At 65.7% G+C, this 26,642-nt stretch carries 26 protein-coding genes; 12 read left to right on the top strand and 14 right to left on the bottom strand.

Going from position 1 to position 26,642, the window contains the following annotated elements; all coding sequences use genetic code 11:
* Positions 1 to 67 precede the first annotated feature (67 nt).
* Both BAC01S_RS08460 and ffh read right to left on the bottom strand, forming a co-directional pair.
* Positions 68 to 619 (bottom strand): hypoxanthine-guanine phosphoribosyltransferase, encoded by a 552-nt coding sequence (locus BAC01S_RS08460; protein WP_027794375.1) that lies wholly within the window; start codon positions 617 to 619, stop codon positions 68 to 70.
* Positions 620 to 778: 159 nt separating this feature from the next.
* Positions 779 to 2,146, bottom strand: a complete 1,368-nt coding sequence (gene ffh, locus BAC01S_RS08455; RefSeq protein WP_027794374.1) for a signal recognition particle protein — start codon at positions 2,144 to 2,146, stop codon at positions 779 to 781.
* A gap of 84 nt (positions 2,147 to 2,230) precedes the next feature.
* Between ffh and BAC01S_RS08450 the strand changes: the two genes are divergently transcribed.
* The 7 genes from BAC01S_RS08450 (at position 2,231) to BAC01S_RS08425 (ending at position 10,363) form a co-directional block, all read left to right on the top strand.
* Positions 2,231 to 3,166, top strand: a complete 936-nt coding sequence (locus BAC01S_RS08450) for a cytochrome C assembly family protein (RefSeq protein WP_027794373.1) — start codon at positions 2,231 to 2,233, stop codon at positions 3,164 to 3,166.
* Between the two features lie 66 nt (positions 3,167 to 3,232).
* The gene (locus BAC01S_RS08445) at positions 3,233 to 3,550 is read left to right on the top strand and encodes a PP0621 family protein (protein WP_027794372.1); all 318 of its coding nucleotides are present in this window, start codon (positions 3,233 to 3,235) and stop codon (positions 3,548 to 3,550) included.
* Positions 3,547 to 4,167 (top strand): 1,6-anhydro-N-acetylmuramyl-L-alanine amidase AmpD, encoded by a 621-nt coding sequence (gene ampD / locus BAC01S_RS08440; protein ID WP_027794371.1) that lies wholly within the window; start codon positions 3,547 to 3,549, stop codon positions 4,165 to 4,167. The genes BAC01S_RS08445 and ampD overlap by 4 nt, the downstream gene beginning before the upstream one ends.
* A 536-nt stretch (positions 4,168 to 4,703) precedes the next feature.
* Positions 4,704 to 7,718, top strand: coding sequence for a ribonucleoside-diphosphate reductase subunit alpha (locus BAC01S_RS08435; RefSeq protein ID WP_027794370.1), 3,015 nt, complete (start codon positions 4,704 to 4,706; stop codon positions 7,716 to 7,718).
* A 415-nt stretch (positions 7,719 to 8,133) separates the two neighbouring features.
* The gene (locus tag BAC01S_RS08430; protein WP_027794369.1) at positions 8,134 to 9,357 is read left to right on the top strand and encodes a ribonucleotide-diphosphate reductase subunit beta; all 1,224 of its coding nucleotides are present in this window, start codon (positions 8,134 to 8,136) and stop codon (positions 9,355 to 9,357) included.
* Positions 9,358 to 9,450: 93 nt separating this feature from the next.
* Positions 9,451 to 9,777 (top strand): hypothetical protein, encoded by a 327-nt coding sequence (locus BAC01S_RS35485; RefSeq protein WP_084168370.1) that lies wholly within the window; start codon positions 9,451 to 9,453, stop codon positions 9,775 to 9,777.
* A gap of 28 nt (positions 9,778 to 9,805) precedes the next feature.
* The gene (locus BAC01S_RS08425) at positions 9,806 to 10,363 is read left to right on the top strand and encodes a histone H1-like DNA-binding protein (protein ID WP_027794368.1); all 558 of its coding nucleotides are present in this window, start codon (positions 9,806 to 9,808) and stop codon (positions 10,361 to 10,363) included.
* A 259-nt stretch (positions 10,364 to 10,622) separates the two neighbouring features.
* Here the strand turns inward: BAC01S_RS08425 and BAC01S_RS08420 are convergent, their stop codons facing one another.
* The 10 genes from BAC01S_RS08420 to BAC01S_RS08375 form a co-directional block, all read right to left on the bottom strand.
* Positions 10,623 to 11,099: an outer membrane lipoprotein gene (locus tag BAC01S_RS08420; RefSeq protein ID WP_027794367.1), complete on the bottom strand. Its 477-nt coding sequence runs from the start codon at positions 11,097 to 11,099 to the stop codon at positions 10,623 to 10,625.
* Positions 11,100 to 11,137: 38 nt separating this feature from the next.
* Positions 11,138 to 12,079 carry a carbohydrate kinase family protein gene (locus BAC01S_RS08415; protein WP_027794366.1) on the bottom strand — a complete coding sequence of 314 codons (942 nt, stop codon included), beginning with the start codon at positions 12,077 to 12,079 and terminating at the stop codon, positions 11,138 to 11,140.
* A gap of 96 nt (positions 12,080 to 12,175) precedes the next feature.
* Positions 12,176 to 12,676 carry a thiol peroxidase gene (gene tpx, locus BAC01S_RS08410; RefSeq protein ID WP_027794365.1) on the bottom strand — a complete coding sequence of 167 codons (501 nt, stop codon included), beginning with the start codon at positions 12,674 to 12,676 and terminating at the stop codon, positions 12,176 to 12,178.
* 106 nt (positions 12,677 to 12,782) lie between these two features.
* The gene (locus BAC01S_RS08405; protein ID WP_027794364.1) at positions 12,783 to 13,946 is read right to left on the bottom strand and encodes a zinc-ribbon and DUF3426 domain-containing protein; all 1,164 of its coding nucleotides are present in this window, start codon (positions 13,944 to 13,946) and stop codon (positions 12,783 to 12,785) included.
* 54 nt (positions 13,947 to 14,000) lie between these two features.
* Positions 14,001 to 14,897 (bottom strand): 50S ribosomal protein L11 methyltransferase, encoded by an 897-nt coding sequence (gene prmA / locus BAC01S_RS08400; protein ID WP_027794363.1) that lies wholly within the window; start codon positions 14,895 to 14,897, stop codon positions 14,001 to 14,003.
* 3 nt (positions 14,898 to 14,900) lie between these two features.
* Complete coding sequence (gene accC, locus BAC01S_RS08395; RefSeq protein ID WP_027794362.1) at positions 14,901 to 16,268, bottom strand: acetyl-CoA carboxylase biotin carboxylase subunit; 1,368 nt, start codon at positions 16,266 to 16,268, stop codon at positions 14,901 to 14,903.
* A gap of 21 nt (positions 16,269 to 16,289) precedes the next feature.
* On the bottom strand, positions 16,290 to 16,754 hold the full coding sequence (gene accB / locus BAC01S_RS08390; RefSeq protein ID WP_027794361.1) for an acetyl-CoA carboxylase biotin carboxyl carrier protein: 465 nt from the start codon (positions 16,752 to 16,754) through the stop codon (positions 16,290 to 16,292).
* 114 nt (positions 16,755 to 16,868) lie between these two features.
* Entirely contained in the window at positions 16,869 to 17,321 is a 453-nt protein-coding gene (aroQ, locus tag BAC01S_RS08385) for a type II 3-dehydroquinate dehydratase (RefSeq protein WP_027794360.1), read from the bottom strand.
* A 193-nt stretch (positions 17,322 to 17,514) separates the two neighbouring features.
* Positions 17,515 to 18,066, bottom strand: a complete 552-nt coding sequence (locus BAC01S_RS08380) for a TlpA family protein disulfide reductase (protein WP_027794359.1) — start codon at positions 18,064 to 18,066, stop codon at positions 17,515 to 17,517.
* A 51-nt stretch (positions 18,067 to 18,117) separates the two neighbouring features.
* Complete coding sequence (locus BAC01S_RS08375) at positions 18,118 to 18,783, bottom strand: hypothetical protein (RefSeq protein ID WP_027794358.1); 666 nt, start codon at positions 18,781 to 18,783, stop codon at positions 18,118 to 18,120.
* A gap of 209 nt (positions 18,784 to 18,992) precedes the next feature.
* Here BAC01S_RS08375 and mpl point away from each other — a divergent pair, with 209 nt between their 5' ends.
* From mpl to mtgA, 5 genes are all read left to right on the top strand, one after another.
* Positions 18,993 to 20,384, top strand: a complete 1,392-nt coding sequence (gene mpl / locus BAC01S_RS08370) for a UDP-N-acetylmuramate:L-alanyl-gamma-D-glutamyl-meso-diaminopimelate ligase (protein WP_027794357.1) — start codon at positions 18,993 to 18,995, stop codon at positions 20,382 to 20,384.
* Positions 20,381 to 20,965 (top strand): YqiA/YcfP family alpha/beta fold hydrolase, encoded by a 585-nt coding sequence (locus tag BAC01S_RS08365; RefSeq protein ID WP_027794356.1) that lies wholly within the window; start codon positions 20,381 to 20,383, stop codon positions 20,963 to 20,965. The genes mpl and BAC01S_RS08365 overlap by 4 nt, the downstream gene beginning before the upstream one ends.
* Positions 20,966 to 21,096: 131 nt before the next feature.
* Positions 21,097 to 23,205: a ribonuclease catalytic domain-containing protein gene (locus tag BAC01S_RS08360; protein ID WP_027794355.1), complete on the top strand. Its 2,109-nt coding sequence runs from the start codon at positions 21,097 to 21,099 to the stop codon at positions 23,203 to 23,205.
* Positions 23,202 to 24,062, top strand: coding sequence for a shikimate dehydrogenase (gene aroE / locus BAC01S_RS08355; RefSeq protein WP_027794354.1), 861 nt, complete (start codon positions 23,202 to 23,204; stop codon positions 24,060 to 24,062). Before BAC01S_RS08360 ends, aroE begins: the two co-directional genes overlap by 4 nt.
* Positions 24,063 to 24,097: 35 nt before the next feature.
* On the top strand, positions 24,098 to 24,811 hold the full coding sequence (mtgA, locus tag BAC01S_RS08350; RefSeq protein WP_027794353.1) for a monofunctional biosynthetic peptidoglycan transglycosylase: 714 nt from the start codon (positions 24,098 to 24,100) through the stop codon (positions 24,809 to 24,811).
* Between the two features lie 39 nt (positions 24,812 to 24,850).
* On the opposite strand, the gene queF is transcribed toward mtgA, so the two are convergent.
* On the bottom strand, positions 24,851 to 25,675 hold the full coding sequence (queF, locus tag BAC01S_RS08345) for an NADPH-dependent 7-cyano-7-deazaguanine reductase QueF (protein ID WP_027794352.1): 825 nt from the start codon (positions 25,673 to 25,675) through the stop codon (positions 24,851 to 24,853).
* On the bottom strand, positions 25,672 to 26,622 hold the full coding sequence (locus tag BAC01S_RS30660) for a 5'-nucleotidase (protein ID WP_043201599.1): 951 nt from the start codon (positions 26,620 to 26,622) through the stop codon (positions 25,672 to 25,674). The genes queF and BAC01S_RS30660 overlap by 4 nt, the downstream gene beginning before the upstream one ends.
* Between the last annotated feature and the right edge of the window lie 20 nt (positions 26,623 to 26,642).

The following is a 26,642-nucleotide window of genomic DNA, read 5'->3' as shown; positions in this document are numbered from 1 at the left end:
AAAAGCGGCCCGCGGGCCGCTTTCTTCATGGTGCTTCAGTTCCCGCGCGAGCGCGGGGCGGCGCGATTCAGGCGCCTTCGGTCAGCGCGCGGATAGTGGGCAGATTGCGCCAGTAGCCCTTCGCATCCATGCCGCAGCCGAACACATAGCGATCCGGCACCGAGAACCCGCAGAAGTCGGGGTGCAGCGGCTTCGCCTTCGGAATGATCTTTTCGCACAGCACGGCCGAGAGGAAGCGCTTCGCGCCCATCGCGATGATGCGGTCGCGGATCGCGGCCATGGTCTCGCCCTCGTCGAGGATGTCGTCGAGCACGATCACGACCCGGTCCTTCACCGATTCGCGCGGCGCGACGCGCCATTGCATCTCGGCGCTGCCCTTGATGGCGTTGCGATAGCGGGTGAGGTGGATGTAGTCGAACTCGAGCGGGAAGTCGAGGTGCGGCAGCAGCATGCCGGTGAACACGGCGGCGCCGCCCATCACCGACAGCACGAGCGGGAAGTCCTCGCTGATTTCGCTACGGATGGCTTCGGCCATCCGGCCGATCGACGCATTGACCTCGCCCTCCGAAACGATTTCTTCGGAGTGGCGGAAAATGTGGAGGGCTTCTTCGCGATTCATGACTCTGGCGGGACCGTAGCTGTAGCTGTGAAGTGTGGAAAATAACGTCGGCGCGCGCTACAGCATAAACCCGCGCATTCCAGCTTGCGCGCCGCGTTACAGGAGGCACCCGGGGCCCGGTCGCAGCCCGGCATCTGTGCCGCGACCGGGCCCGGCAAATCAGCGCATGCCGGGCATCATGCCCTTCATGCCGCGCATCATCTTCTGCAGGTTGCCGCCCTTGAGCTTCTTCATCATCGTGCGCATCTGCTCGTACTGGTTGAGCATGCGGTTCACTTCCTGCACCTGCACGCCCGCGCCGGCCGCGATGCGGCGCTTGCGCGTGGCCTTGATGAGTTCGGGCTTGGCGCGCTCGGCGGGGGTCATCGAATTGATGATGCCCTCCATGCGGCGCATCTGCTTTTCGGCGACGCCCATGTCGGCGCCCGAGGCGGCCTGCTGGAACTGCGCGGGCAGCTTGTCCATGAGCGACGAGAGGCCGCCCATTTTCTTCATCTGCGAGAGCTGCGCGCGGAAGTCGTTGAGGTCGAAGTCGCCGCCTTTCTTGACCTTGTCGGCGAGCTTCTGGGCGGCCTGCACGTCCACGCCGCGCTGCGCTTCCTCGACGAGCGCGAGAATGTCGCCCATGCCGAGGATCCGGTTCGCCATGCGGTCCGGGTAAAAGACTTCGAGGCCGTCGAGCTTTTCGGCCACGCCGACGAACTTGATCGGCTTGCCCGTGATGTGGCGCACGGAGAGCGCCGCGCCGCCGCGCGAGTCGCCGTCGAGCTTGGTCAGCACGACGCCGGTGAGCGGCAGAGCGTCGTTGAACGCCTTGGCGGTGTTGACGGCGTCCTGGCCCAGCATCGCGTCGACGACGAAGAGCGTTTCGGCCGGCTTGAGCGTCGCGTGCAAGGCGGCGATTTCCTGCATCATCGCCTCGTCGATACCGAGACGGCCGGCCGTGTCGACGAGCAGCACGTCGTGATAGTGGCGCTTCGCCCAGTCCACCGCCGCATTGGCGATATCGACGGGCTTCTGGTCGGGCTGCGACGGGAAGAAGTCGGCGCCGACCTGCTCGGTCACCGTCTTCAGCTGCGCGATAGCGGCCGGACGGTAGACGTCGCAGGAAACGGTCAGCACCTTCTTCTTGTATTTCTCGCGCAGTAATTTGGCGAGCTTGCCGACCGTGGTGGTCTTGCCCGCGCCCTGCAGACCGGCCATCAGGATCACGGCGGGCGGGGTGACGGCGAGATCGAGCTCGGCGGCCTTGCCTTCGTAGTCGCCGCCGATCACGGCCGTCAGTTCGCGCTGCACCACGCCGACGAGCGCCTGGCCCGGCGAGAGGCTGGCGATCACTTCCTCGCCGAGCGCCTTTTCCTTGACCTTGGCGATGAACTCGCGCACGACGGGCAGCGCGACGTCCGCCTCGAGCAGGGCAAGGCGTACTTCGCGCAGCATTTCCTGCGTGTTGGCCTCGGTCAGCCGGGCTTCGCCGCGCAGCGTCTTGACGACGCGCGCCATCCGTTGAGTGAGATTGTCGAGCATGGGGAGCGGTGAGCAGTGCGGCCGGGCGATACGTGCGCGGGGGCAATCCGGCGCGCGCCAGGGGGCCTATAGTAAACTTCGAACATGGATATTGTACTGTATGCCCTCACCGTGCTCCTGTACGGCGGACTGTGCGCCGCCGACTGGCGCGCGCTGCGTCACGCAGGCATGGAGCCGCTGCTCGGCAGCCTGCCCGCGGTGCCGGTGGCCGCTACGGGTGCCTCGGCCGGCGGTCCGGCGCGCACGCGCAGCTTCGGGCTGCTCTCGCGCACGCTGCTCTTCATCGCGCTCGCCGCGCACGGCGTGCTGCTGCACATGACGATCTTTCCCGCCCACGAGATGATCTTCGGCTTCGCGTTTGCGCTGTCGGCAATGTTCTGGCTCGGCGCGGGCATCTACTGGATCGAGAGCTTTTTCTTCCAGCTCGACGGGCTGCGTCTGTTGCTGCTGCCGCTTGCGGCCGTGGCGTCGCTCCTGCCGCTCGCGTTCGGCGGCGTGCGCGTGCTGCCGTATGCCGCAGCGCCGATGTTCAAGCTGCACTTCGTCATCGCCAACGTCGCCTACGGGCTCTTCGCGATCGCCGCGCTGCACGCGGTGCTGATGCTGGCCGTCGAGCGCCGCCTGCACGCGCTGCGCGGCGGCGGCTTCCAGCGCAATGCGGGCACGCGCGGCGGCGGCTGGCTCTCGAACTGGATCGAGACGCTGCCGCCGCTCCTCACCATGGAGAAGCTGCTGTTCCGCCTGATCGGCGCGGGCTTCGTGCTGCTCACGCTCACGCTCGCCTCCGGCATCGTATTCAGCGAGCAGTTGATCGACCGGCCGCTCTCCCTCGATCACAAGACCGTCTTCGCGATCCTCTCGTGGCTCATGTTCGGCGCGCTGCTCACCGCGCGAAGGGTTTCGGGCTGGCGCGGCCGCGCCGCGCTTCGCTGGGTGATCGCTTCGTTCGTTGCGTTGCTGCTGGCCTATGTGGGCAGCCGGTTCGTCTTCGAGGTGCTGCTGCACCGCCCGGTTGTCTGAGCGCGTGTCGATTTCCGCGTTGAATCTTCGCGTTGAACCTCCGCCTTGAACCTCCGCCTTGAACCTATGAGACAGATTTTTTTCCTTATCCTGCTCTTCGTCGTCGGTCAGTGGCTCGTCAAGGCGCTGCGCCGTGCGCAGCCGCAGTCGCGTCCCGGTCAGCGGGACGGGCAGGGCACGTGGCGTGCGCCGAACGGCGCGGGCACCGCGAACGAGAGCGGCCGCGGCGGCACGTTGCCTGAGCTGATGGTCCGCTGCGCCGAGTGCGGCGTGCATGCGCCGCAGAGCGACTCGGTGACGATGGGCTCGCAGTCGTTCTGCAGCCACGAGCACGCGCGCGCCTACGCCGCGCGTTACGCGGGCCAGGACCGCGCGGCGCGATGAGCGCGGCGTCGCCGTCGTTCGAGGTGGATGCGCAGGGGTGGGTGAGCGGCGCGCGCCGTCTGCCGTCGCCGAACTTCGAGGCGCGGCCCGCGGGCGCCGCGCCGATCCTTGTCGTGGTGCACAACATCAGCCTGCCGCCGGACACCTTCGGCGGGCCCGAGATCGCCGATCTCTTCCTCAACCGTCTCGATTGCGACGCGCATCCGTACTTCGATCAACATCTGCGCGGCGTGCGCGTCTCGGCGCACTTCGTGATCCATCGCGACGGCACGCTGGAGCAGTTCGTCTCCTGCGACGCGCGCGCGTGGCATGCGGGCGTCTCCAACTTCTTCGGCCGCGAGCGGTGCAACGATTTTTCGATTGGCATCGAGCTCGAAGGCAGCGACACCACCGCGTTCGAATCCGCGCAATATACGACGCTCGCGGCGCTCGTGAAGGCGCTTGCTGCGCACTATCCAGTCGAGGCGCTCGCGGGCCACGCCGACATTGCGCCGGGCCGCAAGACCGATCCCGGTCCGCATTTCGACTGGGCGCGGCTGCAGCGCGAGACGCAGCTCGACGCTACGTATTTCCCCTACCGTCCTTCAGCGCGAGACGAGCAAAACGCGGCGTCGTGACACGCGGCGAACGCGTCGGGAACCTCGCATTTTGCCCACCATTTGAGCACGCGCCGCGCGTGTTCCCGGGCTCGATGCAGACCATTCGAACGTCCTTCCGGCGGTAACGCCCGCGCTGTCGGGGCTCACGCCTTGTCAAGATGGAACCAGTAAAAAAAGGCGTTTGAACACCCGGCAAGTTCCACTATACTTTGTACCTGAAACAGAGATTTACACCATATGTTGTGTCGTACCGCGGCGCCCCGCTTCACGAGCACGGCGCCGCGCGTATTGCAGGCATAGGAAAGAACTTTGTGCGGTGCATCCGGCCAAGAGAACCGGCGCACCGGCTGTAATCGAGAAAGAAGGTACAGCCAATGATCGCGGCATCCACGATGAAGACCGGCGTCACGTTTGTCCCATCAGCCTTGCCGCATCCGGCAGCCTCGCCAGGCTGGCTTTTTTTCTCCGCTATATCGTCCGCGCACACGGGGGCGCGGCGTCCGTTTTAATCCGCGAATACGCTTCGCACACTTCCAGGACCAGGAGCTTTGCACATGCAAACGACCGATAACGTCTCGACCCGGTATGAAGGCGCGCCTGCCGCGCACGCACTGGGCGGCCAGCCGCAAGCCGGCCAGACGAACGCGACGCAGTTCGCCGACTACAAGGTGATCCGTCGCAACGGCAGCGTGGTGTCGTTCGAGCCTTCGAAGATCGCGATCGCGCTGACGAAGGCGTTTCTGGCAGTCAACGGCGGGCAGGGCGCGGCGTCGGCACGCGTGCGCGAACTCGTCGAGCAGCTCACGCAGAGCGTCGTGCGTGCGCTCGTGCGCAGCCGTCCGAACGGCGGCACGTTCCATATCGAAGACATCCAGGATCATGTCGAGCTCGCGCTGATGCGCGGCGGCGAGCACAACGTGGCGCGCGCCTACGTGCTCTACCGCGAGAAGCGCAACCAGGAGCGCGGCGTCGCCCAGGAAGCCGCGGCGCCGGCCGCGCCGGGCCTGAACGTCACCGACAACGGCGTGACCCGTCCGCTCGACCTGAACGCGCTGCGCGCGCTGATCGTTTCGGCGTGCGACGGTCTTGGCGATGCCGTGATCCCCGATCCGATCGTCGCGGAAACGGTGAAGAACCTCTACGACGGCGTGCCGATGTCGCAGGTCTACGACTCGGCCATCCTTGCCGCGCGCACGATGATCGAAAAGGATCCGGCGTACAGCCAGGTCACGTCGCGCCTCCTGCTGCACACGATCCGTCGCGAAATTCTCGAAGAGGAAGTGACGCAGGCCGAAATGGCCCAGCGTTACGCCGAGTATTTCCCGCAGTTCATCAAGCGCGGCATCGAAGCCGGCCTGCTCGACGACAAGCTCCAGCAGTTCGACCTGAAGCGCCTCGGCAACGCGCTCGACGCGAACCGCGACCTGCAGTTCGGCTATCTCGGCCTGCAGACGCTCTACGACCGCTACTTCCTGCACGTGCACGGCACGCGTATCGAAATGCCGCAGGCATTCTTCATGCGCGTCGCGATGGGCCTCTCGCTCAACGAGATCGACCGTGAAGCGCGCGCGATCGAGTTCTACAACGTGCTCTCGACGTTCGACTTCATGTCGTCCACGCCCACGCTGTTCAACTCGGGCACGCACCGCTCGCAGCTCTCGTCGTGCTACCTGACGACGGTTGCCGACGACCTCGACGGCATCTACGAAGCGCTCAAGGACAACGCGCTGCTCTCGAAGTTTGCGGGCGGCCTCGGCAACGACTGGACGCGCGTGCGCGCGCTCGGCTCGCACATCAAGGGCACCAACGGCAAGTCGCAGGGTGTTGTGCCGTTCCTGAAGGTGGTGAACGACACGGCCGTGGCCGTGAACCAGGGCGGCAAGCGCAAGGGCGCGGTCTGCGCGTACCTCGAATCGTGGCACCTCGACATCGAAGAATTCCTCGAACTGCGCAAGAACACCGGCGACGACCGCCGCCGCACCCACGACATGAACACGGCGAACTGGATTCCCGACCTGTTCATGAAACGCGTGATGGAAGGCGGCGACTGGACGCTCTTCTCGCCCTCGACCTGCCCGGACCTGCACGACAAGTTCGGCGCCGAGTTCGAGCAGGCTTACACGGCTTACGAAGACAAGGTCGCGCGCGGCGAGATCAAGCTCTTCAAGAAGATGCCGGCCGCCCAGCTGTGGCGCAAGATGCTTGGCATGCTGTTCGAAACGGGCCACCCGTGGATCACGTTCAAGGATCCGTGCAACGTGCGCTCGCCGCAGCAGCACGTGGGCGTCGTCCACTCGTCGAACCTGTGCACGGAAATCACGCTGAACACGAGCGACACCGAAATCGCCGTCTGCAACCTGGGCTCGGTGAACCTCGTGGCGCACATGGTCAAGCAGGCCGACGGCAGCTACGCGCTCGACCACGACAAGCTCAAGCGCACCGTCAGCGTGGCGATGCGCATGCTCGACAACGTCATCGACATCAACTACTACGCGGTGTCGAAGGCGCGTAACTCGAACCTGAAGCACCGTCCTGTGGGCATGGGCATCATGGCGTTCCAGGACTGCCTGCACCTCCTGCGCACGCCGTTTGCTTCGCAGGAAGCGGTGGAGTTTGCCGACCGCTCGATGGAAGCCGTCTGCTACTACGCGTACTGGGCGTCGACGGAGCTCGCGCAAGAGCGCGGCCGCTATTCGACCTACCGCGGCTCGCTGTGGGATCGCGGCATCCTCCCGCAGGACACGCTCAAGCTGCTCGCCGAGCAGCGCGGCGGCTACGTCGAAGTCGATTCGAGCGAGTCGATGGACTGGACCTCGCTGCGCGAGCGCATCGCCACGCACGGCATGCGCAACTCGAACTGCATCGCGATCGCGCCCACCGCGACGATCTCGAACATCATCGGCGTCTCGCCTTGCATCGAGCCGACGTTCCAGAACCTCTACGTGAAGTCGAACCTCTCGGGCGAATTCACGGTGGTGAACGACTACCTCGTGCGCGACCTGAAGGATCGCGGCCTGTGGGACGAAGTGATGGTCGCCGATCTGAAGTACTTCGACGGCATGCTCTCGCGCATCGACCGCATCCCGGCCGACCTGCGCGCGGTGTACGCGACGGCGTTCGAAGTCGACCCGACGTGGCTCGTCGAAGCGGCTTCGCGCCGCCAGAAGTGGATCGACCAGGCGCAGTCGCTGAACATCTTCATGGCGGGCGCTTCGGGCAAGAAGCTCGACGAGATCTACAAGCTCGCCTGGATCCGCGGCCTGAAGACCACGTATTACCTGCGCACGATGGCGGCCACGCACGTCGAGAAGTCGACGGTCGCGCACGGCGCGCTGAACGCCGTGCCGACGAACGGCGATGGCGGCAGCGGTGCGGGTGGTGCCGGTGGTGCGTTCAGCGGCGGTGCGGGCTTCGGCGCGGCTGGCGGCAACGCGGGTTCGACGGTGCTGCAATCGGCACCGACCGCAGCGGTTGAACCGGCAGCGGCAGCCGCGCCGGAAGCCGAGGGCCCCGTGTGCATGATGCGTCCGGGCGATGCAGGCTTCGAAGAGTGCGAAGCCTGCCAGTAACGTGCAACCGCAGTAGTCAGTAGTAAACAGTAGTGCAGGGCGGCGCGTGCGATGCGCGCCGCCTGTTTCGAATCCCGCCTGTCGCATCACGCGCGACGGATTCTCTCCGACACGCACGGCAGCCATGCCGCGATTCATGAAAGAGGCTGGCGAACAAGGCATCAGGAATCCCTGGCGTCTTCGCCGACGCACTCGGGACACGCAGCACGCAACGCAAATGCGGCTCACTCGAATCAAGTAGCGACCTTCGAATGCGTCGTCATCGCATCGCTCATACGACGTGATCGACTCGCTGCAATCGCAAAGTGTTGTATGCACGTCGCAACGCGATTCGAAAAAAGGAATTTTCGTGTGCGAACCCTTTTATCGCTCACGAAAAGATGGTACAAACCGATCTAAATTGATGGTGACATTTATGCTCAACTGGGATGACGAGATCACGGCCGTAACTCCGTCGAGCGGTGCGCAGCAAAACACGATGCGCAACCCCGCGGGATTCGCCGTCTCGAACGCCGACGTGCAGTTCGGTCAGCGTTTTGCTCCTCAGGTTTCCACGGCGGAGAATATTTTCTCCAGCGACTTCGCAGTTCCCCCGCCGCCGGCTGCGCCGGTGTCGTCCGAAGCGCGCGTGAATGTCGCCGACAAGCGCATCATCAACGGCCAGACCGACGTCAATCAGCTGGTCCCGTTCAAGTACAAGTGGGCCTGGGAGAAATACCTGTCCGGTTGCGCGAACCACTGGATGCCGCAGGAAATCAATATGTCCCGCGACATCGCCCTGTGGAAGGATCCGAACGGTCTGACCGAGGACGAGCGCCGCATCGTCAAGCGCAACCTCGGCTTCTTCGTGACCGCCGACTCCCTCGCCGCGAACAACATCGTGCTGGGCACCTACCGCCACATCACGGCGCCCGAATGCCGCCAGTTCCTGCTGCGTCAGGCGTTCGAGGAGGCGATCCACACGCACGCCTACCAGTACATCGTCGAATCGCTGGGTCTGGACGAAAGCGAGATCTTCAACGCGTACCACGAGGTCAAGTCGATCCGCGACAAGGACGAGTTCCTGATCCCGTTCATCCAGACGCTGACCGATCCCGCCTTCAAGACCGGCACGACCGAAGCCGACCAGACGCTGCTCAGGTCGCTGATCGTGTTCGCCTGCATCATGGAAGGCCTGTTCTTCTATGTGGGCTTCACGCAAATCCTCGCGCTGGGCCGCCAGAACAAGATGACCGGCGCAGCGGAGCAATACCAGTACATCTTGCGCGACGAGTCGATGCACTGCAACTTCGGCATCGACCTCATCAACCAGATCAAGCTCGAGAACCCGCACCTGTGGACCCCCACATTCCGTGCGGAGATCGCTGATCTGTTCCGCAAGGCTGTGGACCTCGAATACCGTTATGCCGAAGACACCATGCCGCGCGGCGTGCTGGGTCTGAACGCGGCGATGTTCAAGAGCTATTTGCGCTTCATCTGCAACCGCCGTTGCCAGCAGATCGGACTCGATCCGCTGTTCCCGAACGAAGAGAACCCGTTCCCGTGGATGAGCGAGATGATCGACTTGAAGAAGGAGCGTAACTTCTTCGAGACGCGCGTGATCGAATATCAGACGGGCGGTGCGTTGTCCTGGGAGTGAGCCGGGCGCACTGCGGATCAGGTCTTTTGGGGTTGCCGGCCGCGCCATGCGACGCGCGAGTGCCGGCTGGATGATTAGGAGCAGGAACGCCTGATGCAAAGCCTGGCCGGAGCCTTGGCGGCTCATCGATATGACCGGCACTTTGCGAACCCTTCAGAGGGATGGGCAAACTTCCCCCCGGAAAAAGGCGCGGGCCCCACGCATCGTGGCCCCCGCGCCCTCAACGAACGTTGGCCGGCGTCGGTATCCGACGCCGGGTTGACCTGGCGCGCTGTGCCCGAAGGCACGGCGCGCCTTACCGCATTCATTAGCGTAAGCGCGCGGGATCAGCGTACGCCGATGAATAGCCCGCTTCGTAGCGTGCGCCCTGAGAAGCGTTTGCGGGAAGCGGGTTTTGACGAAGGGTGTAGTTTGAACTGACTCTCATCTGAACCTGAAGGAGAAGAAAATGGCAACTGCCAAGAAGAAACCGGCGGTCAAGAAGGCCGCAGTGAAGAAGGTTGCAGCGAAGAAGGCCGCACCGGCCAAGAAGGCTGCTGCGAAGAAGGTCGCAGTCAAGAAGGTCGCAGCGAAGAAAGTCGCCGTGAAGAAGGTTGCTGCGAAGAAGGCAGCACCGGCGAAGAAGGCCGCAGCGAAGAAGGTTGCAGCCAAGAAAGTCGCCGTGAAGAAGGTTGCTGCGAAGAAGGTTGCAGCGAAGAAGGCAGCACCGGCGAAGAAGGCCGCAGCGAAGAAAGTCGCGGTGAAGAAGGTTGCCGCGAAGAAGGCCGCACCGGCGAAGAAGGCTGCTGCGAAGAAGGCCGCGCCGGCGAAGAAGGCTGCCGCCAAGAAGGCGCCTGCGAAGAAGGCTGCCGCCAAGAAGGCAGCCAAGAAAGCGCCTGCGAAGAAGGCTGCCGCTGCCGCGCCTGCTGCCCCCGCTGCTGCACAACCGGCCGCGCCGGCAGCAACGGTGAAGACGGCGCTGAACCCGGCCGCAGCATGGCCGTTCCCGACCGGCAGCCGTCCGTAATACGCAGTACCAGGCGAGGCGCGCGGCGTGCGTGCCTCGCAGTTCGACTAACCTCGAGGAGAATTTCGAGGTCCGAACGTGATCCCGTCGGCGGGCTTGCCCGCGACGGGATTTTTTTCGTCCCCTCTTTTCATCCGTCCTGCTTGCTCGCGGGTCAGGCGCGACACATGAAAAAAGGCGCATGCACAGGGGAGCACATGCGCCTGAGGTTCCGCTTATGGCGCAAGGCGCCGCCGCGGTACAGGGGAAAACCGGTTATTTAGTGGGTGACCCGGGTCACGCCGCCGCTCGAGAGCAGGCGCACACGGTCGCCTGCGTTGAAGACTTCGCCCGTGGCAGTCTGCGTAATGGCACGCAGATCGCCGTTGTCGAGCTGCACCGTGATCTCGAGGCCGTCGCGCATTGCGACGCCGTTCTCGATCGCGTTGCCGGCCACGGCGCCTGCAATGCCGCCGATGATGCCCGTCACGATCGAACCAGTGCCGCCGCCGATCCGGCTGCCCGCCACGGCGCCCAGCGCGCCGCCGCCGATGGCGCCAAGTCCGCTCGGCTGTCCGTTGTTGGAACTGATCTTCACCGCGCGTACGCTCTCGACGGTGCCCATGCGGACCGTTTGCTCGCGCTGTGCCTGCGACGCCGTATAGACGTCCGCGGAACTGCTGTTATATGCGCAGCCCGACATCGCGAGCGAACCCGCGATCATGGCTGCCGCCATCAGATGACTTGTTATTCTCATTCCCGTAACTCCAAAAGGCCCCCCCGTGGGGCCTCGGCTCATTTCGACAGGTCGTAACCGAACGCTGCCTTGAACCGTTCATTGATTTGCGCCCGCGTAGGCGTGTAGTTCTGCGGACCCTGATGCTCGATCTTGAGCGCGCCCATCAGGCTCGCGAGCCGCCCGGTGGTTGCCCAGCCGAGGCCGTTCTCGATGCCGTAGAGCAGGCCGCCGCGGAACGCGTCGCCGCAACCGGTCGGATCCAGCACGCGTTCGGCCTGCACCGCAGGAATGTCTTCGATGCTGCCGCTGTGATAGATCTGCGATCCGTGCTCGCCGCGCGTGACGATCAGCGCGTCGACCTTGCTGGCGATCTCGTCGAACGACCAGCCGGTGCGATGGCTGACAAGGTTGGCTTCGTAATCGTTGACCGCAACATAGGTCGCAAGTTCAATGGCGCGGCGCAGCGACGCGCCGTCGAAGAGCGGCAGGCCCTGGCCCGGATCGAAAACGAAGGGAATGCCGGCGCTCGCGAACTGCTCGACGTGCTGGACCATGCCGTCGAAGCCGTCCGGTGCGACGATGCCGAGCTTGATGCCGGGCGCTTCGTCGGCGCGGTTCAGGTGCGATTGCATCATCGCGCCCGGGTGGAAGGCCGTGATCTGGTTGTTTTCGAAGTCCGTCGTGATCATCGCCTGCGCCGACCAGGTGTCGGGCAGCACGCGCACGTGCGCCTTCGAGAGACCCAGCGTATCGAGGCGCTCGATATAGGGCTGCGCGTCGGCGCCGCCGAGCGTCGCCATGATGCGCGCGTCGCCGCCGAGCAGATGCAGTGCGTAGGCGATGTTGCCGGCGCAGCCGCCGAACTCGCGGCGCATCGTCGGCACGAGGAAGCTTACGTTCAGGATGTGCACCTGCTCCGGCAGGATGTGCTCCCGAAAGCGACCCTCGAAGGTCATGATGTTGTCGTAGGCGAGCGAGCCGCAGATCAGCGTAGCCAAGGCTGGGTTCCTGTAATGCGTAAGGTAAAGAAGCGGGAAAAAGCGCGAGAGAAGCAGGAACGGCAGGCGCGCGCCGCAGCGCGCGCGAACGCCGGATTACTTCAGGGCTGCGAGGGCAGCGTCGTAGTTCGGTTCGTTCTTGATTTCGCCCACGCGCTCGGCGTAGACGACGTTGTCGTTCGCGTCGAGCACGACCACCGCGCGCGCGGTGAGGCCGGCGAGCGGGCCGCTCGTCACGTCCACGCCGTAGGCCTGGGCGAAGTCATGGCCGCGGAAGGTCGAGGCCGTGACGACGTTCTCGATGCCTTCGGTCGAGCAGAAGCGCGAAGCGGCGAACGGCAGGTCGCCCGAGACGACCACGACGACCGTGTTGTCGAGCTTGCCGGCGCTTTCGTTGAACTTGCGGGTCGAGGTGGCGCAGACCGGCGTGTCGAGGCTCGGGACGATGTTCAGCACCTTGCGCTTGCCGGCGAAGTCGGCGAGCGAGACGGGCTTCAGATCCTTGCCGACGAGCGAGAACGCCGGCGCCTTCTGGCCGACCGACGGAAACGTGCCTGCAACGTCGATCGGGTTACCACCCAGCGTAACTTGACTCATGATGTGCTCTCCGGGAATTCATAGTGTGGTGAGAAGCGCGTCCGGCCGTGCCGGACACAGGGAACGCGCGGGCCGCCCGCAGACGGCGCCGCAAACGAAACGGGCGTCAGGGATAGAAGATCTCGATGCGGAAGTTCGACGCGACGACGCTGCCGGTATCGAGCCGCACGATCATCGTCTGCGTGGTGCGCGCGGGCAGTCCGGCGTCGATGCGCGTGCCGGGCGGAACATAGTCCTGCGGCCACAGCACGCGGCGCACGACCACGTTGTTCTGGCGGTCGAGCAGCGTGAGCTCGATGGCCGGGTACGCCAGCGGCACGCTGAAATGATTGCGTAGCGGCACCTTCAGCTCGAGGTGGTGCGGGTCGTCGACCTGGCGCAGATCGGACGGCTCCACCTGCAGGCCGTCGATGTCGCGCGGCGGCTGCACACGGCAGCCGAGCTGTTCGCAGGCCTCGACATAGAGCGACTGCGAGCCGGGCCAGTAGACCATCACGGTTTCGCGCAGCCACCAGGCGAGCTGGGCGGCCAGCAGAGCCAGCAGCATGAGCGCGAGCAGGCTGCCCAGGATGCGCCAGCCTATGTGGCGCGGCGCTCGTGCGGGCGCTTCCCGCGTCACGGCGAAGGGCTCGGCGCCGTCGTTCGGCGAGAGCGCGCTAAACGCGGGCGCGGCGGCCGCGGCAGCAGGATTGCGCGAGAACACCGGCTCGGGATCGTTCATCGCCGCCGCCGCTGCTTCGTTCGCCGAAAGGGTGGGCTCGCTGAGGTCGGGTTCTACGCGCCGCCATTGAGCAGCCGGCTCGGCACGCGGCGGGGGCGCCGCGAGTGTCGGCTCGTCATGGCGGCCGGTATTCGATTCGCCGCCGGGCGTAGCCGCGGGCATCGCTCCGGCGCGCGGCAGGTGCTCGGCGTTGTATTGCAGGTCCGGGTCGATACGGCTGTCGGGGCGCGGCGCCCACGGGTCCCACGCGCTGGCCGAGAAATCGGGCGCGGCAGCGGGTGCCGCCGGGGCGTGCGCGGGAAAATCGGGCGAGGCGGAAGCGGGCGAGGCGGAAGCGGGCGCGGATGCCACGATGCCCGCTGCGACGTCGGCGCCGACAGGCACGGCGCTTGCGAAGTCCCCGCCCTCGGTGAGCTCGAACAGGCTGCCCGATGCGTCGAATGTCTCCCTGCAATGACCGCAGCGCACGAGGCCGCGGCGCGCGGCAAGCTGCGCGGGCTGAACACGGAAGACGGATTCGCAGAAAGGGCAGCGCGTTGCCAGGAGCATGTGGGCCGGGACCGGGAGGTTGGCGATACCCGCCATTCTACTGGCAATCGGCGGCTAGCCGCGCCGCGTACCCGCGAGGCAGACCCAGCCTTCGTGTTCGCGCCATACCGCGATGTCGATCCAGCGTTCGTACACCCGGGCGACTTCCTCGGCCTGGCGCGCGAGGATGCCCGAGAGCGCGAGGCGCCCGCCCGGCTTCACGCGCGAGGAGAGCATCGAGGCCATCAGCTTGAGCGGATTCGAGAGGATGTTCGCGACGACGATGTCGAACTCGCCCGGCGGGCAGTCGTCGGGCAGGCCGTAGGCGACCTCGGCGCGATTGCGTTCGCTGTTGTGCCGTGCCGATTCGACGGCCTGCGGGTCGATGTCGATGCCGATCACGGGGGCGGCGCCGCACTTCTTCGCGAGGATCGCGAGGATGCCCGAGCCGCAGCCATAGTCGAGCAGCGAGCTACCCGGCTTCACGTGCTCTTCGAGCCATTCCATGCACAGGCGCGTGGTGGGATGGCTGCCGGTGCCGAAGGCAAGACCCGGGTCGAGTTCGAGCACGAGCGCGTCGGGATCGGGCGCGTCATGCCATGACGGCACGACCCAGATGCGCTTGCCGATCGGGATCGGCTCGAACTGGGATTGCGTGAGGCGCACCCAGTCCTGCTCCTCGACTTCGCGCAGCGAGAACTTCGGCGTCTCGGTGAGGCCGAGTTCGTTTGCAGCCGCCGCGAGCAGCACGGCCGGATCCTGGTCGTCGCCGATCAGTGCGACCACGCGCGAATGCTGCCACGCAGTGCGCTCGGGCGTGAGCCCGGGCTCGCCGAAGAGCGGCTGCTCGTCGGGGGTGTCGGCGTCGGCGTCTTCCACCGACACCGACAGCGCGCCGAGTTCGATCAGCGCGTCGGAGAGTTCTTCCGCGCGGTCTCGTTCAAGCTCGACGATCAGTTCCCGATAGCTCATGAATTACGCTTCGTCCTTCTTCACAGCCTGACGCTCGGCCAGACGGCTTTCGAGGTAGTGAATGCTCGTGCCGCCTTCGACGAACTTCGCGTCCAGCATCAGCTCGCGGTGCAGCGGAATGTTGGTCGAAATGCCTTCCACCACCATTTCCGAGAGCGCGATGCGCATGCGCTGAATCGCCTGCTCGCGCGTCGCGCCGTAGGTGATCAGCTTGCCGATCATCGAATCGTAGTTCGGCGGCACGAAGTAGCCGTTGTAGGCGTGCGAGTCGACGCGCACGCCAGGGCCGCCCGGCATGTGCCACGACGTGAGGCGCCCCGGCGACGGCGTGAACTTGAACGGATCTTCCGCGTTGATGCGGCACTCGATCGCGTGGCCCTTCAACTGGATGTCGCGCTGGCGGAACGAGAGCTTTTCGCCGGCGGCGATGCGGATCTGCTCCTGCACGATGTCGATGCCGGTGATCAATTCCGTGACCGGGTGCTCGACCTGTACGCGCGTGTTCATCTCGATGAAGTAGAACTCGCCGTTCTCATACAGGAATTCGAACGTGCCCGCGCCGAGGTAGCCCATCTTCTTGCAGGCGTCGGCGCAGCGGTCGCCGATGCGGTCGAGCAGGCGGCGCGCGATGCCCGGCGCCGGTGCTTCCTCGATCACCTTCTGGTGGCGGCGCTGCATCGAGCAGTCGCGCTCGCCGAGCCAGACGGCGTTCTTGAACGAGTCGGAGAGCACCTGAATCTCGATGTGACGCGGATTCTCGAGGTACTTCTCCATGTACACCTGCGGGTTGCCGAAGGCGCGGCCCGCTTCTTCCTTCGTCATGTTGACCGCGTTCACGAGCGCCGCTTCCGTGTGCACCACGCGCATGCCGCGACCGCCGCCGCCACCTGAAGCCTTGATGATGACGGGGTAGCCGATCGTGCGCGCGATCTTCACGATTTCTTTCGGATCATCGGGCAGTGCGCCTTCGGAGCCCGGCACGCAGGGCACGCCGGTCTTGATCATCGTCTGCTTCGCCGTGACCTTGTCGCCCATCATGCGGATCGTTTCCGGGCGCGGGCCGATGAACGTGAAGCCCGATTGCTCGACGCGCTCGGCGAAGTCCGCGTTTTCGGAGAGGAAGCCGTAGCCGGGGTGGATCGCCTCGGCGTCGGTGACTTCGGCCGCGCTGATCAGCGCCGGCATGTTGAGGTAGCTCAGGTTCGACGGAGCCGGGCCGATGCAGACCGCCTCGTCGGCGAGCTTTACGTACTTGGCTTCCTTGTCGGCTTCCGAGTAGACGACGACCGTCTTGACGCCGAGCTCGCGGCAGGCGCGCTGGATACGGAGCGCGATTTCGCCACGGTTGGCAATGAGGATTTTTTCAAACATGGTGGGTATGCGCCCCCGGCCTTAGGCGATCACGTACAGCGGCTGACCGTATTCGACGGCCTGGCCGTTGTCGACGAGGATCTCCTTGACCACGCCGGCCACGTCCGACTCGATTTCGTTGAGCAGCTTCATCGCTTCGATGATGCACAGCGTCTGGCCTTCCTTGACCGTATCGCCGACCTGGACGAACGGGTCGGCGCCCGGCGACGGTGCGCGGTAGAACGTGCCGACCATCGGCGAGGTCACGACGTGGCCCTGCGGGACCGCGGGTGCGGCGGCGGCAGGGGCGGCTGCTTCGGCGCCGTGGCCGGGCGCTGCGAGCGGGGCCGCGACCGGGGCGGCGTATTGCGCGGCCGCCGGCTGGACGTAAACCGGCGGCGCGTTCTTGACGATACGCACCTTGCCTTCGCCCTCGGTGACTTCGAGTTCCGAGATGCCCGATTCGGAGACGAGGTCGATCAGAGTCTTCAGCTTACGTAGATCCATGGTGCAGCCCCTTTGAATACGTGAGGTGCCGGGGGCGTGGGCCCCGGCACGGGATTGGTGTTGTCTGTCTTGCTGTCCGAATGTTTCGGCCGGCCCACCCGCGCGACCCGCGAATCAGGCGCGCTTGCCGGCGGCGAGCCGGTCGAGCGCGTATTCGAGGGCGTACAGATAGCCTTTCCAGCCGAGGCCGCAGATGACGCCTTCGGCCTGGTCGGAGAAATACGAGTGATGCCGGAAGGTCTCGCGGCGATGCACGTTGGACAGGTGAATCTCGACGAACGGAATGCCGACGCCAGCCAGTGCGTCCCGGATCGCCACGCTGGTGTGCGTGTACGCCGCCGGGTTGATCAGGATGAAATCGGTGGCTTCCGCGCGCGCGGCCTGGATGCGGTCGACGAGAGCGCCTTCGTGATTGCTCTGGAACGTCGCCAAGTCGACGCCTGCGTCCGCGGCGCGGTCGGCCAGCGCCTGATCGATCTGCGGGAGTGTCACGCGCCCATACACCTCGGGTTCCCGGGTGCCGAGAAGATTGAGGTTGGGGCCGTGCAGAACCAGCAGTCGCGTCATGGTCGCTTCATTTCCGTGGAGTTGCGCGAACTTTATCGCCGATTAGAGAAATTTGTCTAGTTTTCCGAGCAGGTGATATGGCCCCTAGTTAGCCCGAAACCCGGCGGAATCGTCGATCTTCCGTCAAAAGCCGTAAATTCTGCGACAAAAAGAACAATACGGGTGTTAAGTTCCGGTCAAATATTCCACGGCGTCAAAGTGCGTCAAGGGTTCGGCGAAGTTCGTCCGGCTTGATTTGGCCTAATTTTGTCGCGCGTACATTGCCGTTCGCGTCGATTACGACCGTGTAAGGCAGGCCGCCCGCCGTGTTGCCGAACGCGCGGGCAACGTCGGCGCCGCCGAAGCCGGCGACATAGACGGGGTAGTCCACGTGCACTTTCTGGAGGAAGGTCTTGATGTTCGCGCTCGAATCGACGCCAAGACCCACGAACTGGATGCCCTTCTTCGCGTACTCGCGCTGTAGCGCCGAGAGTTCCGGCATCTCCTCGACGCACGGACCGCACCACGAAGCCCAGAAGTTCACGACGATCGGCCGGCCCTTATAGAGCGCGAGCGACTTGGGCTTGCCGTCGGGCGTCGTGACGGCCGCCGTCCAGAGCTGGCCGACGGCGTCCTGCTTGCCCGGGACCGACGCCGCATCGGCCGTTCCCGTATCGCCGCCGCTGGCCCAATGCCCCGCCAGAATGCCGCCGCCGGCGGCCACCGCCGCAACTGCGAGGCCGGCCAGAATCCGCTTCGTGTTCATCGCTGCGCTTTTCCGTTGATCGTGCTGGTTGAATGAAGGGTGAAACATGGCTCAGGAAGCCGCACCGCCGCTTTCGTTGTCTTCGTCGCTTTGGTCGCTTTGGTCGATCAAGGCCTGCAGCGCCTGCGCGTTCGCGCGGGCGAGGCGCCCGCGCGCGTCGGCGCGGACAGCGCCGCGCAGGTCGTCGGTATCGTAGAGCGCGACATGGATGCCCACCGGCTCCCCGTCACGCGAAACCTTGTAGATGAAGCTCAACGTTTCCACGTAACCGCGTGCGGCGAAATGGCGGGTCTCCGATACGTCGTACTGCACATTCGCATTCAGGAGCCAGATGGCGACGTCTTTGGGGTTGTCGCAGAAGATCTGCAAGTGGATGTCGGAGTGCTCGCCCGCCGTGCCGTTGAGCACCGCGCCCGTCACGAACGGGTTGAAGGCTTCGAGCCGCTTCATCCAGTCGAGCGCGATCTCGCGCAGGTGCCGCAGCACGGCCGGCTGGCTTTCTCCCTGAAACAGGGCCTGATATTCGCGGATCTCTTCTTCGATCTGATCGTTATCGGGCAGCCAGGTGCCTTCGATGCGCGTTTCCCCCACGACCTGCCGCGCTGCCTTGCGCTTGGCCGTTGCGTAGTCGAGGCCGTCCTCGGCGATCATCCGTGCTGCCGCGATGGCGATTTCCTCGCGCACGCGTTGCGGATCGAAATGTGATCTGCGAACCATCTTCGAATCATACTAGAGAATGTCTCCCGGCCTTCGCGGTGCAAGGCGCCGGGCTTGGGCGGCTGCGCGGAAAACGCGCGGGGCGCCTCGGGTACAATACCGTTCTTTGCTTCGGCGGCGCACGCCGCCGTCTTCGCGCCTCCTGATTCCGGCAACCCCCCGGCAACCCGATAACCCGTTTTTCGGCGCCCGTGCGGCGCGCAAGGCTTATGCACATCCATATCCTCGGCATCTGCGGTACGTTCATGGGCGGTCTTGCCGTGCTCGCGCGCAGCGCGGGCCATACCGTGACCGGCTGCGACGCGGGGGTCTATCCGCCGATGAGCACCCAGCTCGAAGCGCAGGGCATCCGCCTGATCGAGGGCTACGACGCGAGCCAGGTCGAACTGAATCCCGATCTCTATGTGATCGGCAACGTCGTTTCGCGCGGCAATCCGCTGATGGAGGAGATCCTCAATCGCGGCCTGCCGTATACATCGGGGCCGCAGTGGCTGGGCGAGCACGTGCTGCGCGACAAGTGGGTGCTCGCGGTGGCGGGCACGCACGGCAAGACCACCACGAGCTCGATGCTCACGTGGCTGCTGGAAGACGCCGGAATGAATCCGGGCTTCCTGATCGGCGGGGTGCCGCTCAATTTCGGCGTGTCGGCGCGTCTCACCGATTCGAGCTTCTTCGTGATCGAAGCCGACGAGTACGACACGGCTTTCTTCGACAAGCGCTCGAAGTTCGTCCACTACCGGCCGCGTACAGCCGTGCTGAACAACCTCGAATACGATCACGCCGACATCTTTCCCGATCTCGCCGCCATCGAAACGCAGTTCCATCACCTCGTGCGCACGATTCCCGGTGTCGGCCGCATCGTGACGAACGGGCGCTCGGACGCGCTCGAGCGCGTGCTCACGCGCGGCGTGTGGAGCGAAGTCGAGCGCTTTGGCGTGGCAGGCGGCTGGCAGGCGCTGCCCGCCGAGGACGGCACGCCCGTCGACGAGCGTTTCGCGGTGTATCACAACAGCGCGCGCGCGGGCGTGGTGGACTGGCAGATTCAGGGCGAGCACAACCGTCAGAACGCGCTCGCGGCGATTGCGGCCGCGCGCAGTGTCGGCGTGCCGCCCGCGCAGGCGGCCCAGTCGCTTGCGGGTTTTCGCAACGTGAAGCGCCGCATGGAAGTGCGCGGCAGCGTGGACGGCGTGACCGTCTACGACGATTTCGCGCATCATCCCACCGCGGTCGAGACGACGATCGCCGGCTTGCGCACGCGCGTAGGACGCGACCATACCCGCATCCTCGCCGTGCTGGAGCCGCGCTCGAACACGATGAAGCTCGGCGTGATGAAGGCTCAGTTGCCCGCGAGCCTCGCCGACGCCGATCTCGTGTTCGGCTATGGCGCATCGGCCGGCAAGGATGCACTCGGCTGGGATCTGGCGAGCGCGCTTGCGCCGCTTGGCGAGAAGGCGCACGCGTTCCACGACCTCGACGCCTTGGTGAAAGCGGTGGTGGCCGCCGCGCGCCCCGGCGACCAGGTGCTCGTCATGAGCAACGGCGGCTTCGGCGGCGTGCATCAGAAGTTGCTGGACGCGCTCTCGGCACGGAGCGCTGCGTGATCGTCTATCTGCACGGCTTTCGCTCGTCGCCGCAGTCGTTCAAGGCGCGGCTGCTCGCGGCGCGCCTCGACGTTCTGGGGCGCGCCGGCGAATGGCTCTGCCCGACGCTGCCGGTCTCGCCGCTCGAGGCGATCGCACTGGCCGAGCGCGAAATCGGCGCGCGAGCCGGGCGTATGCAGGCGGGCGAGCGTGTCACGCTGATCGGCAGCTCGCTTGGCGGCTATTTCGCGACGCATCTCGCCGAAAAGCACGGCTGGCGCGCCGTGCTGCTCAATCCGGCCGTGGTGCCGGACCGCGATCTCTCGAAGTATCTCGGCGAGCAGCCGCTCTGGCATGGCGGCGGCAACATCGTCGTCGAACCGCGGCATCTGGACGAACTGCGCGCGCTGGCGGTCGCGCGCGTGACGCGTCCCGAGCGCTACTGGCTGATGGCCGCCACCGGCGACGAGGTGCTCGACTATCGCGAAATGCTCGCGCACTACGCGGGCGTGCCCGCGCGGCTGATCGAGGGCAGTGACCACGGTATCAGCGAATTCGCCGACTACGTCGACGACGTGATCGCATGGTGCGACACGCCCTGACGCAGAGGCTCATCTTCGGGCTGGCCCGGTAGCGGGCATCGCGCCGCGCGCGCGAACGCCTATATGTATACAGCAGTACCGTCACGCCACATGGCTTTGGCGGTCGAAGCAAGTCTGAACGAGAGTATTGAGTGAACGTTTTCTTTGAGGAATCGGGCAGTTTCAAGGCCGGCAGCGTGCTGGCGCGGCAGGGTGACGCGTTTCAGGTCGAGTTGCCGGGCGGGCGCCGCGCGAAGGTGCGCGCGAAGGACGTGCTGATCGAGTTCGAGAAGCCCACCGCCGCCGAACTGATGGAGCAGGCGGACGCGGCCGCGCAGGAGATCGACCTCGGCTTCCTGTGGGAATGCGCACCTGCCGACGAATTCGCGTTTACGGCGCTTGCCGCCGAGTACTTCGGCGAGGCCTCGGGTCCCGTCGAACGCGCGGCGCTCGTGCTGTGTCTGCATGGCTCGCCCGTCTATTTCCGCCGCAAAGGGCGCGGCCAGTACCAGCGCGCTCCCGAAGAGCAACTGAAGATGGCGCTCGCCTCGCTCGAGCGCAAGCGCCAACAGGCGCTCGTGCAGGCCGGCTACGAGGAAGAGCTGAAGGCGGGCAAGCTGCCCGAGGCGTTCCAGGGCAAGGCGTTGGGTCTCCTCACGAAGCCCGACAAGAACACGATCGAGTACAAGGCGCTCGAAGCCGCGGCGGCGGCGCGCGGCATTTCGATGCCGCGTCTGATGCTCGAATGCGGCGGCATCGCGTCGCCGCGCGCGCTGCATGAGGCACGCTTTCTCGCCGAGTTCTTTCCGCATGGCACCGGTTTTCCGCCCGTGCAGGTGGGGGCGCTGCCCGAGGATTTGCCCGAGGCGCACGTCGAGGCGTTCTCGATCGACGACGTTACGACCACCGAAATCGACGACGCGTTCTCGATCGAGCCTCTTGCCGACGGTCGCGTGCGCATCGGCATCCACATCGCCGCGCCGGCGCTCGGCATCCAGCGCGGCGACATGGCGGACACGATCGCGCGCACGCGTCTTTCGACGGTCTACATGCCCGGCGACAAGATCACGATGATGCCCGACGATTTCGTCGATGCGTTCACGCTCAAGGAAGGCGGACTGCGTCCGGCGCTCTCGCTCTACAGCATCGTGAACCGCGAGACGCAGGAGATCGTCGCGAGCGAAACGCGCGCGGAGCGCGTGTTCGTGAAGAACAACCTGCGCCATAACACGCTCGACGAGCTCGTCACGGAAGAAACGCTCGCCGCCGGCACGGGCGAGTATCCGCACAAGGACGACATCGCCGTGCTGTGGCCGTTTGCGCAGGCGCTGTTCGAAAAGCGCCAGCAGGCGCGCGCGGGCTACGGCCTGCGCCGCGAAGTCCAGCGCAACACCGACTTCAACTTCTACGTGGACGGCGAGCACGTCACGATCACGCCGCGCCGCCGCGGCTCACCGCTCGACACGATCGTCGCGGAGCTGGCGATTCTGGCGAATTCGACGTGGGGCGCGTTCCTGCACGACCACGGCGTGCCGGGCATCTACCGCTCGCAGCGCGCGTTCGGCGCGCCGGGCGGCCCGAAGCGCACGCGCATGCAGACCACGGCCGCGCCGCACGAAGGTTTGGGCGTCTCGCAGTATGCGTGGAGCACCTCGCCGCTGCGCCGCTATGTGGACCTCGTGAACCAGTGGCAACTGCTCGCGTGCGTGGAGCATGGCGTGACGGCGAAGCTCGCCGCGCCGTTCAAGCCCAAGGACGCCGACCTGTTCGCCGTCGTGCAGGGCTTCGACGAGACCTACACCGCCTACGCCGATCATCAGCGCCGCATGGAGTACTTCTGGTGCCTGCGCTGGCTCCAGCAGGAAAACCGCCGCGAGTTCGCCGCAACCGTTATCAAGGACGATCTCGTGCGCTTCGAGGAAGTGCCGCTCATCATGCACGTGCCCGCGCTCGGCGTGCATGCGCGCGGCACGCGCGTACTGCTCGAAGTGATGTCGATCGACGAGCTGACCATCGAGGCTTCGGTGCGCATGCTGCGCGTGCTCGATGCGCCGGTCGTGACGAGCGGCGCGGAAGCGGAAGAGAGCGAGGACGAAGAGGTGATCGAGTCCGCCGACCCGTCGGCGGAAAGCGAAGCCGAGGCGCTGGCCGAAGCGGATGCGCCTGCCGCGGAGGGCGCGTCCGAAGCGAGCGGCGATCCGGACGGTGAAGCGCCCCAGCAATCGCCGGGCGTGCAACACGCGGCGGAGACCGGCGAATGAGCACGGTTTCCGCGCCGGTCGATCGTTATGCGGTGGTCGGCAACCCGATCGCGCACAGCAAGTCACCGTTCATCCACGCTCAGTTCGCGCAGCAGACCGGCGAGCGTGTCGAATATGGGCGGCTGCTCGCGCCGCTCGACGGCTTCGTTGCCGAGGTGAGCGCGTTCAGCGCGGCAGGCGGTCGGGGCCTCAACGTGACGGTGCCGTTCAAGCTCGAAGCGTACGCGCTTGCAGAGCGGCTCTCGCCGCGTGCGGCGGCGGCGGGTGCGGTGAACACGCTGCGCTTCGACGCCGACGGTATCTTCGGCGACAACACCGACGGCTTCGGCCTCGTGCGCGATATCGAGTCGAATCTCGGCGTCGCGCTGAAGGGCGCGCGCGTGCTGCTGCTCGGCGCGGGCGGGGCGGCGCGCGGCGTCGTGCTGCCGACGCTCGAGCGCGGTCCGCGCGAGATCGCCATCGTGAACCGCACGGCCGCGAAGGCGCACGAACTGGTCGAACAATTCGCGTCGGCGTCGGCGGCGGCGGGTTGCCTCATTCATGGCGGCGGCCCGCAGGCGGTCGGCCCGAAGCCCTACGACGTGATCGTCAACGCGACGGCGGGCAGCCTCGACGCCTCGCTGCCCGAGTGCGACGAGCGCGCATTCGGCACGGGCACGCTCGCCTACGACATGATGTACGGCGCACAGCCCACGGTGTTCATGCGTCACGCCCAGGCGCTCGGCGCACGCGCGGCGGATGGCCTTGGCATGCTGGTGGAGCAGGCCGCGGAATCGTTCTATGTGTGGCGTGGCGTGCGTCCCGACAGCGCGCCGGTGCTGGCTGCGCTGCGCGCGCAGCTCGCGGCGCAGGCCTGACACCCATGGTGGCGCGCCGCGCGCGAGGGAGCACGATGCCTGGTCGCCAGGTCGCAACGCGGCCGGGTGCTTTGCGCTGGCTGGCCTATGTGGGCGCGGTTTTCGCGATTGCGTGGATCGCGCTGCAGGCTTACTACTTCGTGCAGATCGCGCTCTGGAATGTCGTCGATCCGCAATCGACGGCGTTCATGCGCACCGACGAAGGTCGGCTCGGCGCCGAGTACCCGATCCAGCATCAGTGGGTGCCGTACGACCAGATCTCGCGCAATCTCAAACGCGCGATCATCGCGTCCGAGGACGCGAACTTCGTCAATAACAACGGCTACGAAACCGACGCCATCCTGCAGGCGTGGGAGAAGAACAAGCAGCGCGGCCACATCGTGCGCGGCGGTTCCACGATCTCGCAGCAACTCGCCCGCAACCTGTTCCTTTCCCGCGAGAAGAGCTATATCCGCAAGGGCCAGGAGCTCATCATCACGTGGATGCTGGAGACGCTGCTCGACAAGGAGCGCATCTTCGAGATCTATCTGAATTCGGTGGAGTGGGGCAACGGCGTCTACGGTGCCGAGGCCGCGGCGCATTACTACTACCGTACCTCGGCGTCGAAGCTCACGGCCTGGCAGGCGGCGCGCCTTGCAGTGATGCTGCCGCGCCCGAAGTACTTCGACGAGCATCGCAACTCGCCGTATCTCGCGCAGCGTGCCGCCGTGATCGCGCGGCGCATGGGCGCCGCCGAACTGCCGCATTGAACGGCTGAACGGCGCCTCCCTCCTGCCTTTCCTTCGCCTTTACTGCCGCGCCAGCCGCGCGTTGTCGGGCATCGCCACGTTGTAGTTGGTGCGGAACGGGTTGATGTCGAGCCCGCCGCGGCGCGTGTAGCGCGCGTAGATCGCAAGACGGTCCGGCTTGCACGCGTTCAGGATGTCGACGAACATGCGCTCCGCGCATTGCTCGTGAAAGCCCGTGTGGTTGCGGTACGAGATGATGTAGCGCAACAGGCCCGCCTGGTCGATCTGCGGCCCCACGTAGTGAATCTGCACGCTGCCCCAGTCGGGCTGGCCCGTCACCGGGCAGTTCGACTTCAGCAGGTTCGAGACCAGCGTTTCCTCGACCGGCGCTTCGTCGAACGCGGCGGTGAGAAGCGACGCGTCGGGATGATAGATCTCCGCATCCAGATCGAGGCGGTCGAGCGAGAGGCCGTCGAACTCCTCGAACGGGATCTTGCCGAACGCGCCCGGCTGCTCGAGCCGCACCGACACCGACGCGCCGCAGGCGGCCGTGACATCGCGCTTGATCATCTCGCGCACCGCGTCGGCCGAATCGACCCGGGTCTGCGCGAACGAGCCCAGATAGAGCTTGAACGACTTCGATTCGACGATGTTCGGCGAATCGGCGGGGATCAAGAACGTTGCGATGGCAATCTGCGGCTTGCCGCGCGCGTTGAGCCACGAAAGCTCGTAGGCGTTCCAGATATCGGTGCCGAAGAAGGGCAGTTGCGCGCCAATGCCGATCGCTTCGCGCGCGCCGGCGCGCGGAATCGGGAACAGCAGCGAGGCGTCGTACTGTTCGGTGTAGGTGGCGGGCTTGCCGAGCGGAGAGTGTTCGGGAGTCATGATGCGCTGCTGGTTACGGTTGCTTCCGGCACGGTGGCCGGCGGTACGACATTCGCCACGCCGCTCGCGACATGCCCGGTCGCCGTGACCGAGCGGGCCGATTCGCAGTGGCGGATCTGGTCGTCGAAGAAAAAGTCCGGTTCGAATTCGCGCAGGAACGGGCCTTTGTCGAGTCCGCCGAGGAACATCGCTTCGTCGATTTCGATATTCCAGGCCATGAGCGTGCGGATCGCGCGTTCGTGCGCCGGCGCCGAACGGGCGGTGACGAGCGCCGTGCGGATGCGCATCTGCGCGTTGGCGTCCGCGAGCTTCTGCAGGCGGTTCAGCGCTTCGAGCAGCGGCTTGAGCGGGCCTTGTGCGAGCGGCAGGTCGCGGTTGTCGCGCTCGTGGCTCACGAAGGCGGTGAGACCCTCATGCTGGAAGATCTGCTCGGCTTCGTCTGAAAACAGCACGGCATCGCCGTCGAACGCGATGCGAATCTCGTTCGCATTGCGTCCCGCTATTGTCGCCGATTCAGGAAAAACACGTGCGGCCGGGAAGCCGGCGGCGAGCGCGCCGCGCACGTCGTCCTGATTGGCGGAAAGAAAGAGCGACGCGTTGAGCGGTTTCAGGTAGGCCCATGGCGCGCGGCCGCGCGTGAACACGCCGCGCTGGATCTCGTCGAGCCCATGCTCGCGGCACGAGCTGAACGTGCGCAGGCCGCTGATCGGATCGCTGCGCGAGAGGATCACCACCTCGACGTGATGCGAGCCGTTGTTCAGCGCGAGCAGCTTGCGGATCAGCGCATACGCGACGCCCGGCTGCGCGGGCACGGTGAGGCGCTCACGCTGGAGGGCTTCGTAGCTGGCGAGATTGCCGGTTTCGAAGACGCGGTTTTCCTCTTCGAAATCGAAGAGCGCGCGCGACGAGATCGCGACTACGAGTTTGTCGGAGAGCGAAACGCTCACTTGTATCGGTCCTTGATGTT

This window comes from Paraburkholderia acidipaludis NBRC 101816, from assembly GCF_000684975.1.
Taxonomy (GTDB): domain Bacteria; phylum Pseudomonadota; class Gammaproteobacteria; order Burkholderiales; family Burkholderiaceae; genus Paraburkholderia; species Paraburkholderia acidipaludis.
This window is presented reverse-complemented; position numbering and strand designations above follow the sequence as displayed.

Coding starts and splice junctions, on each gene's coding strand:
- BAC01S_RS08460 (WP_027794375.1), bottom strand. CDS start 619: ATGAATCGCGAAGAAGCCCTCCACATTTTCCGCCACTCCGAAGAAATC.
- ffh (WP_027794374.1), bottom strand. CDS start 2,146: ATGCTCGACAATCTCACTCAACGGATGGCGCGCGTCGTCAAGACGCTG.
- BAC01S_RS08450 (WP_027794373.1), top strand. CDS start 2,231: ATGGATATTGTACTGTATGCCCTCACCGTGCTCCTGTACGGCGGACTG.
- BAC01S_RS08445 (WP_027794372.1), top strand. CDS start 3,233: ATGAGACAGATTTTTTTCCTTATCCTGCTCTTCGTCGTCGGTCAGTGG.
- ampD (WP_027794371.1), top strand. CDS start 3,547: ATGAGCGCGGCGTCGCCGTCGTTCGAGGTGGATGCGCAGGGGTGGGTG.
- BAC01S_RS08435 (WP_027794370.1), top strand. CDS start 4,704: ATGCAAACGACCGATAACGTCTCGACCCGGTATGAAGGCGCGCCTGCC.
- BAC01S_RS08430 (WP_027794369.1), top strand. CDS start 8,134: ATGCTCAACTGGGATGACGAGATCACGGCCGTAACTCCGTCGAGCGGT.
- BAC01S_RS35485 (WP_084168370.1), top strand. CDS start 9,451: ATGCAAAGCCTGGCCGGAGCCTTGGCGGCTCATCGATATGACCGGCAC.
- BAC01S_RS08425 (WP_027794368.1), top strand. CDS start 9,806: ATGGCAACTGCCAAGAAGAAACCGGCGGTCAAGAAGGCCGCAGTGAAG.
- BAC01S_RS08420 (WP_027794367.1), bottom strand. CDS start 11,099: ATGAGAATAACAAGTCATCTGATGGCGGCAGCCATGATCGCGGGTTCG.
- tpx (WP_027794365.1), bottom strand. CDS start 12,676: ATGAGTCAAGTTACGCTGGGTGGTAACCCGATCGACGTTGCAGGCACG.
- BAC01S_RS08405 (WP_027794364.1), bottom strand. CDS start 13,946: ATGCTCCTGGCAACGCGCTGCCCTTTCTGCGAATCCGTCTTCCGTGTT.
- prmA (WP_027794363.1), bottom strand. CDS start 14,897: ATGAGCTATCGGGAACTGATCGTCGAGCTTGAACGAGACCGCGCGGAA.
- accC (WP_027794362.1), bottom strand. CDS start 16,268: ATGTTTGAAAAAATCCTCATTGCCAACCGTGGCGAAATCGCGCTCCGT.
- accB (WP_027794361.1), bottom strand. CDS start 16,754: ATGGATCTACGTAAGCTGAAGACTCTGATCGACCTCGTCTCCGAATCG.
- aroQ (WP_027794360.1), bottom strand. CDS start 17,321: ATGACGCGACTGCTGGTTCTGCACGGCCCCAACCTCAATCTTCTCGGC.
- BAC01S_RS08380 (WP_027794359.1), bottom strand. CDS start 18,066: ATGAACACGAAGCGGATTCTGGCCGGCCTCGCAGTTGCGGCGGTGGCC.
- BAC01S_RS08375 (WP_027794358.1), bottom strand. CDS start 18,783: ATGGTTCGCAGATCACATTTCGATCCGCAACGCGTGCGCGAGGAAATC.
- mpl (WP_027794357.1), top strand. CDS start 18,993: ATGCACATCCATATCCTCGGCATCTGCGGTACGTTCATGGGCGGTCTT.
- aroE (WP_027794354.1), top strand. CDS start 23,202: ATGAGCACGGTTTCCGCGCCGGTCGATCGTTATGCGGTGGTCGGCAAC.
- mtgA (WP_027794353.1), top strand. CDS start 24,098: ATGCCTGGTCGCCAGGTCGCAACGCGGCCGGGTGCTTTGCGCTGGCTG.
- queF (WP_027794352.1), bottom strand. CDS start 25,675: ATGACTCCCGAACACTCTCCGCTCGGCAAGCCCGCCACCTACACCGAA.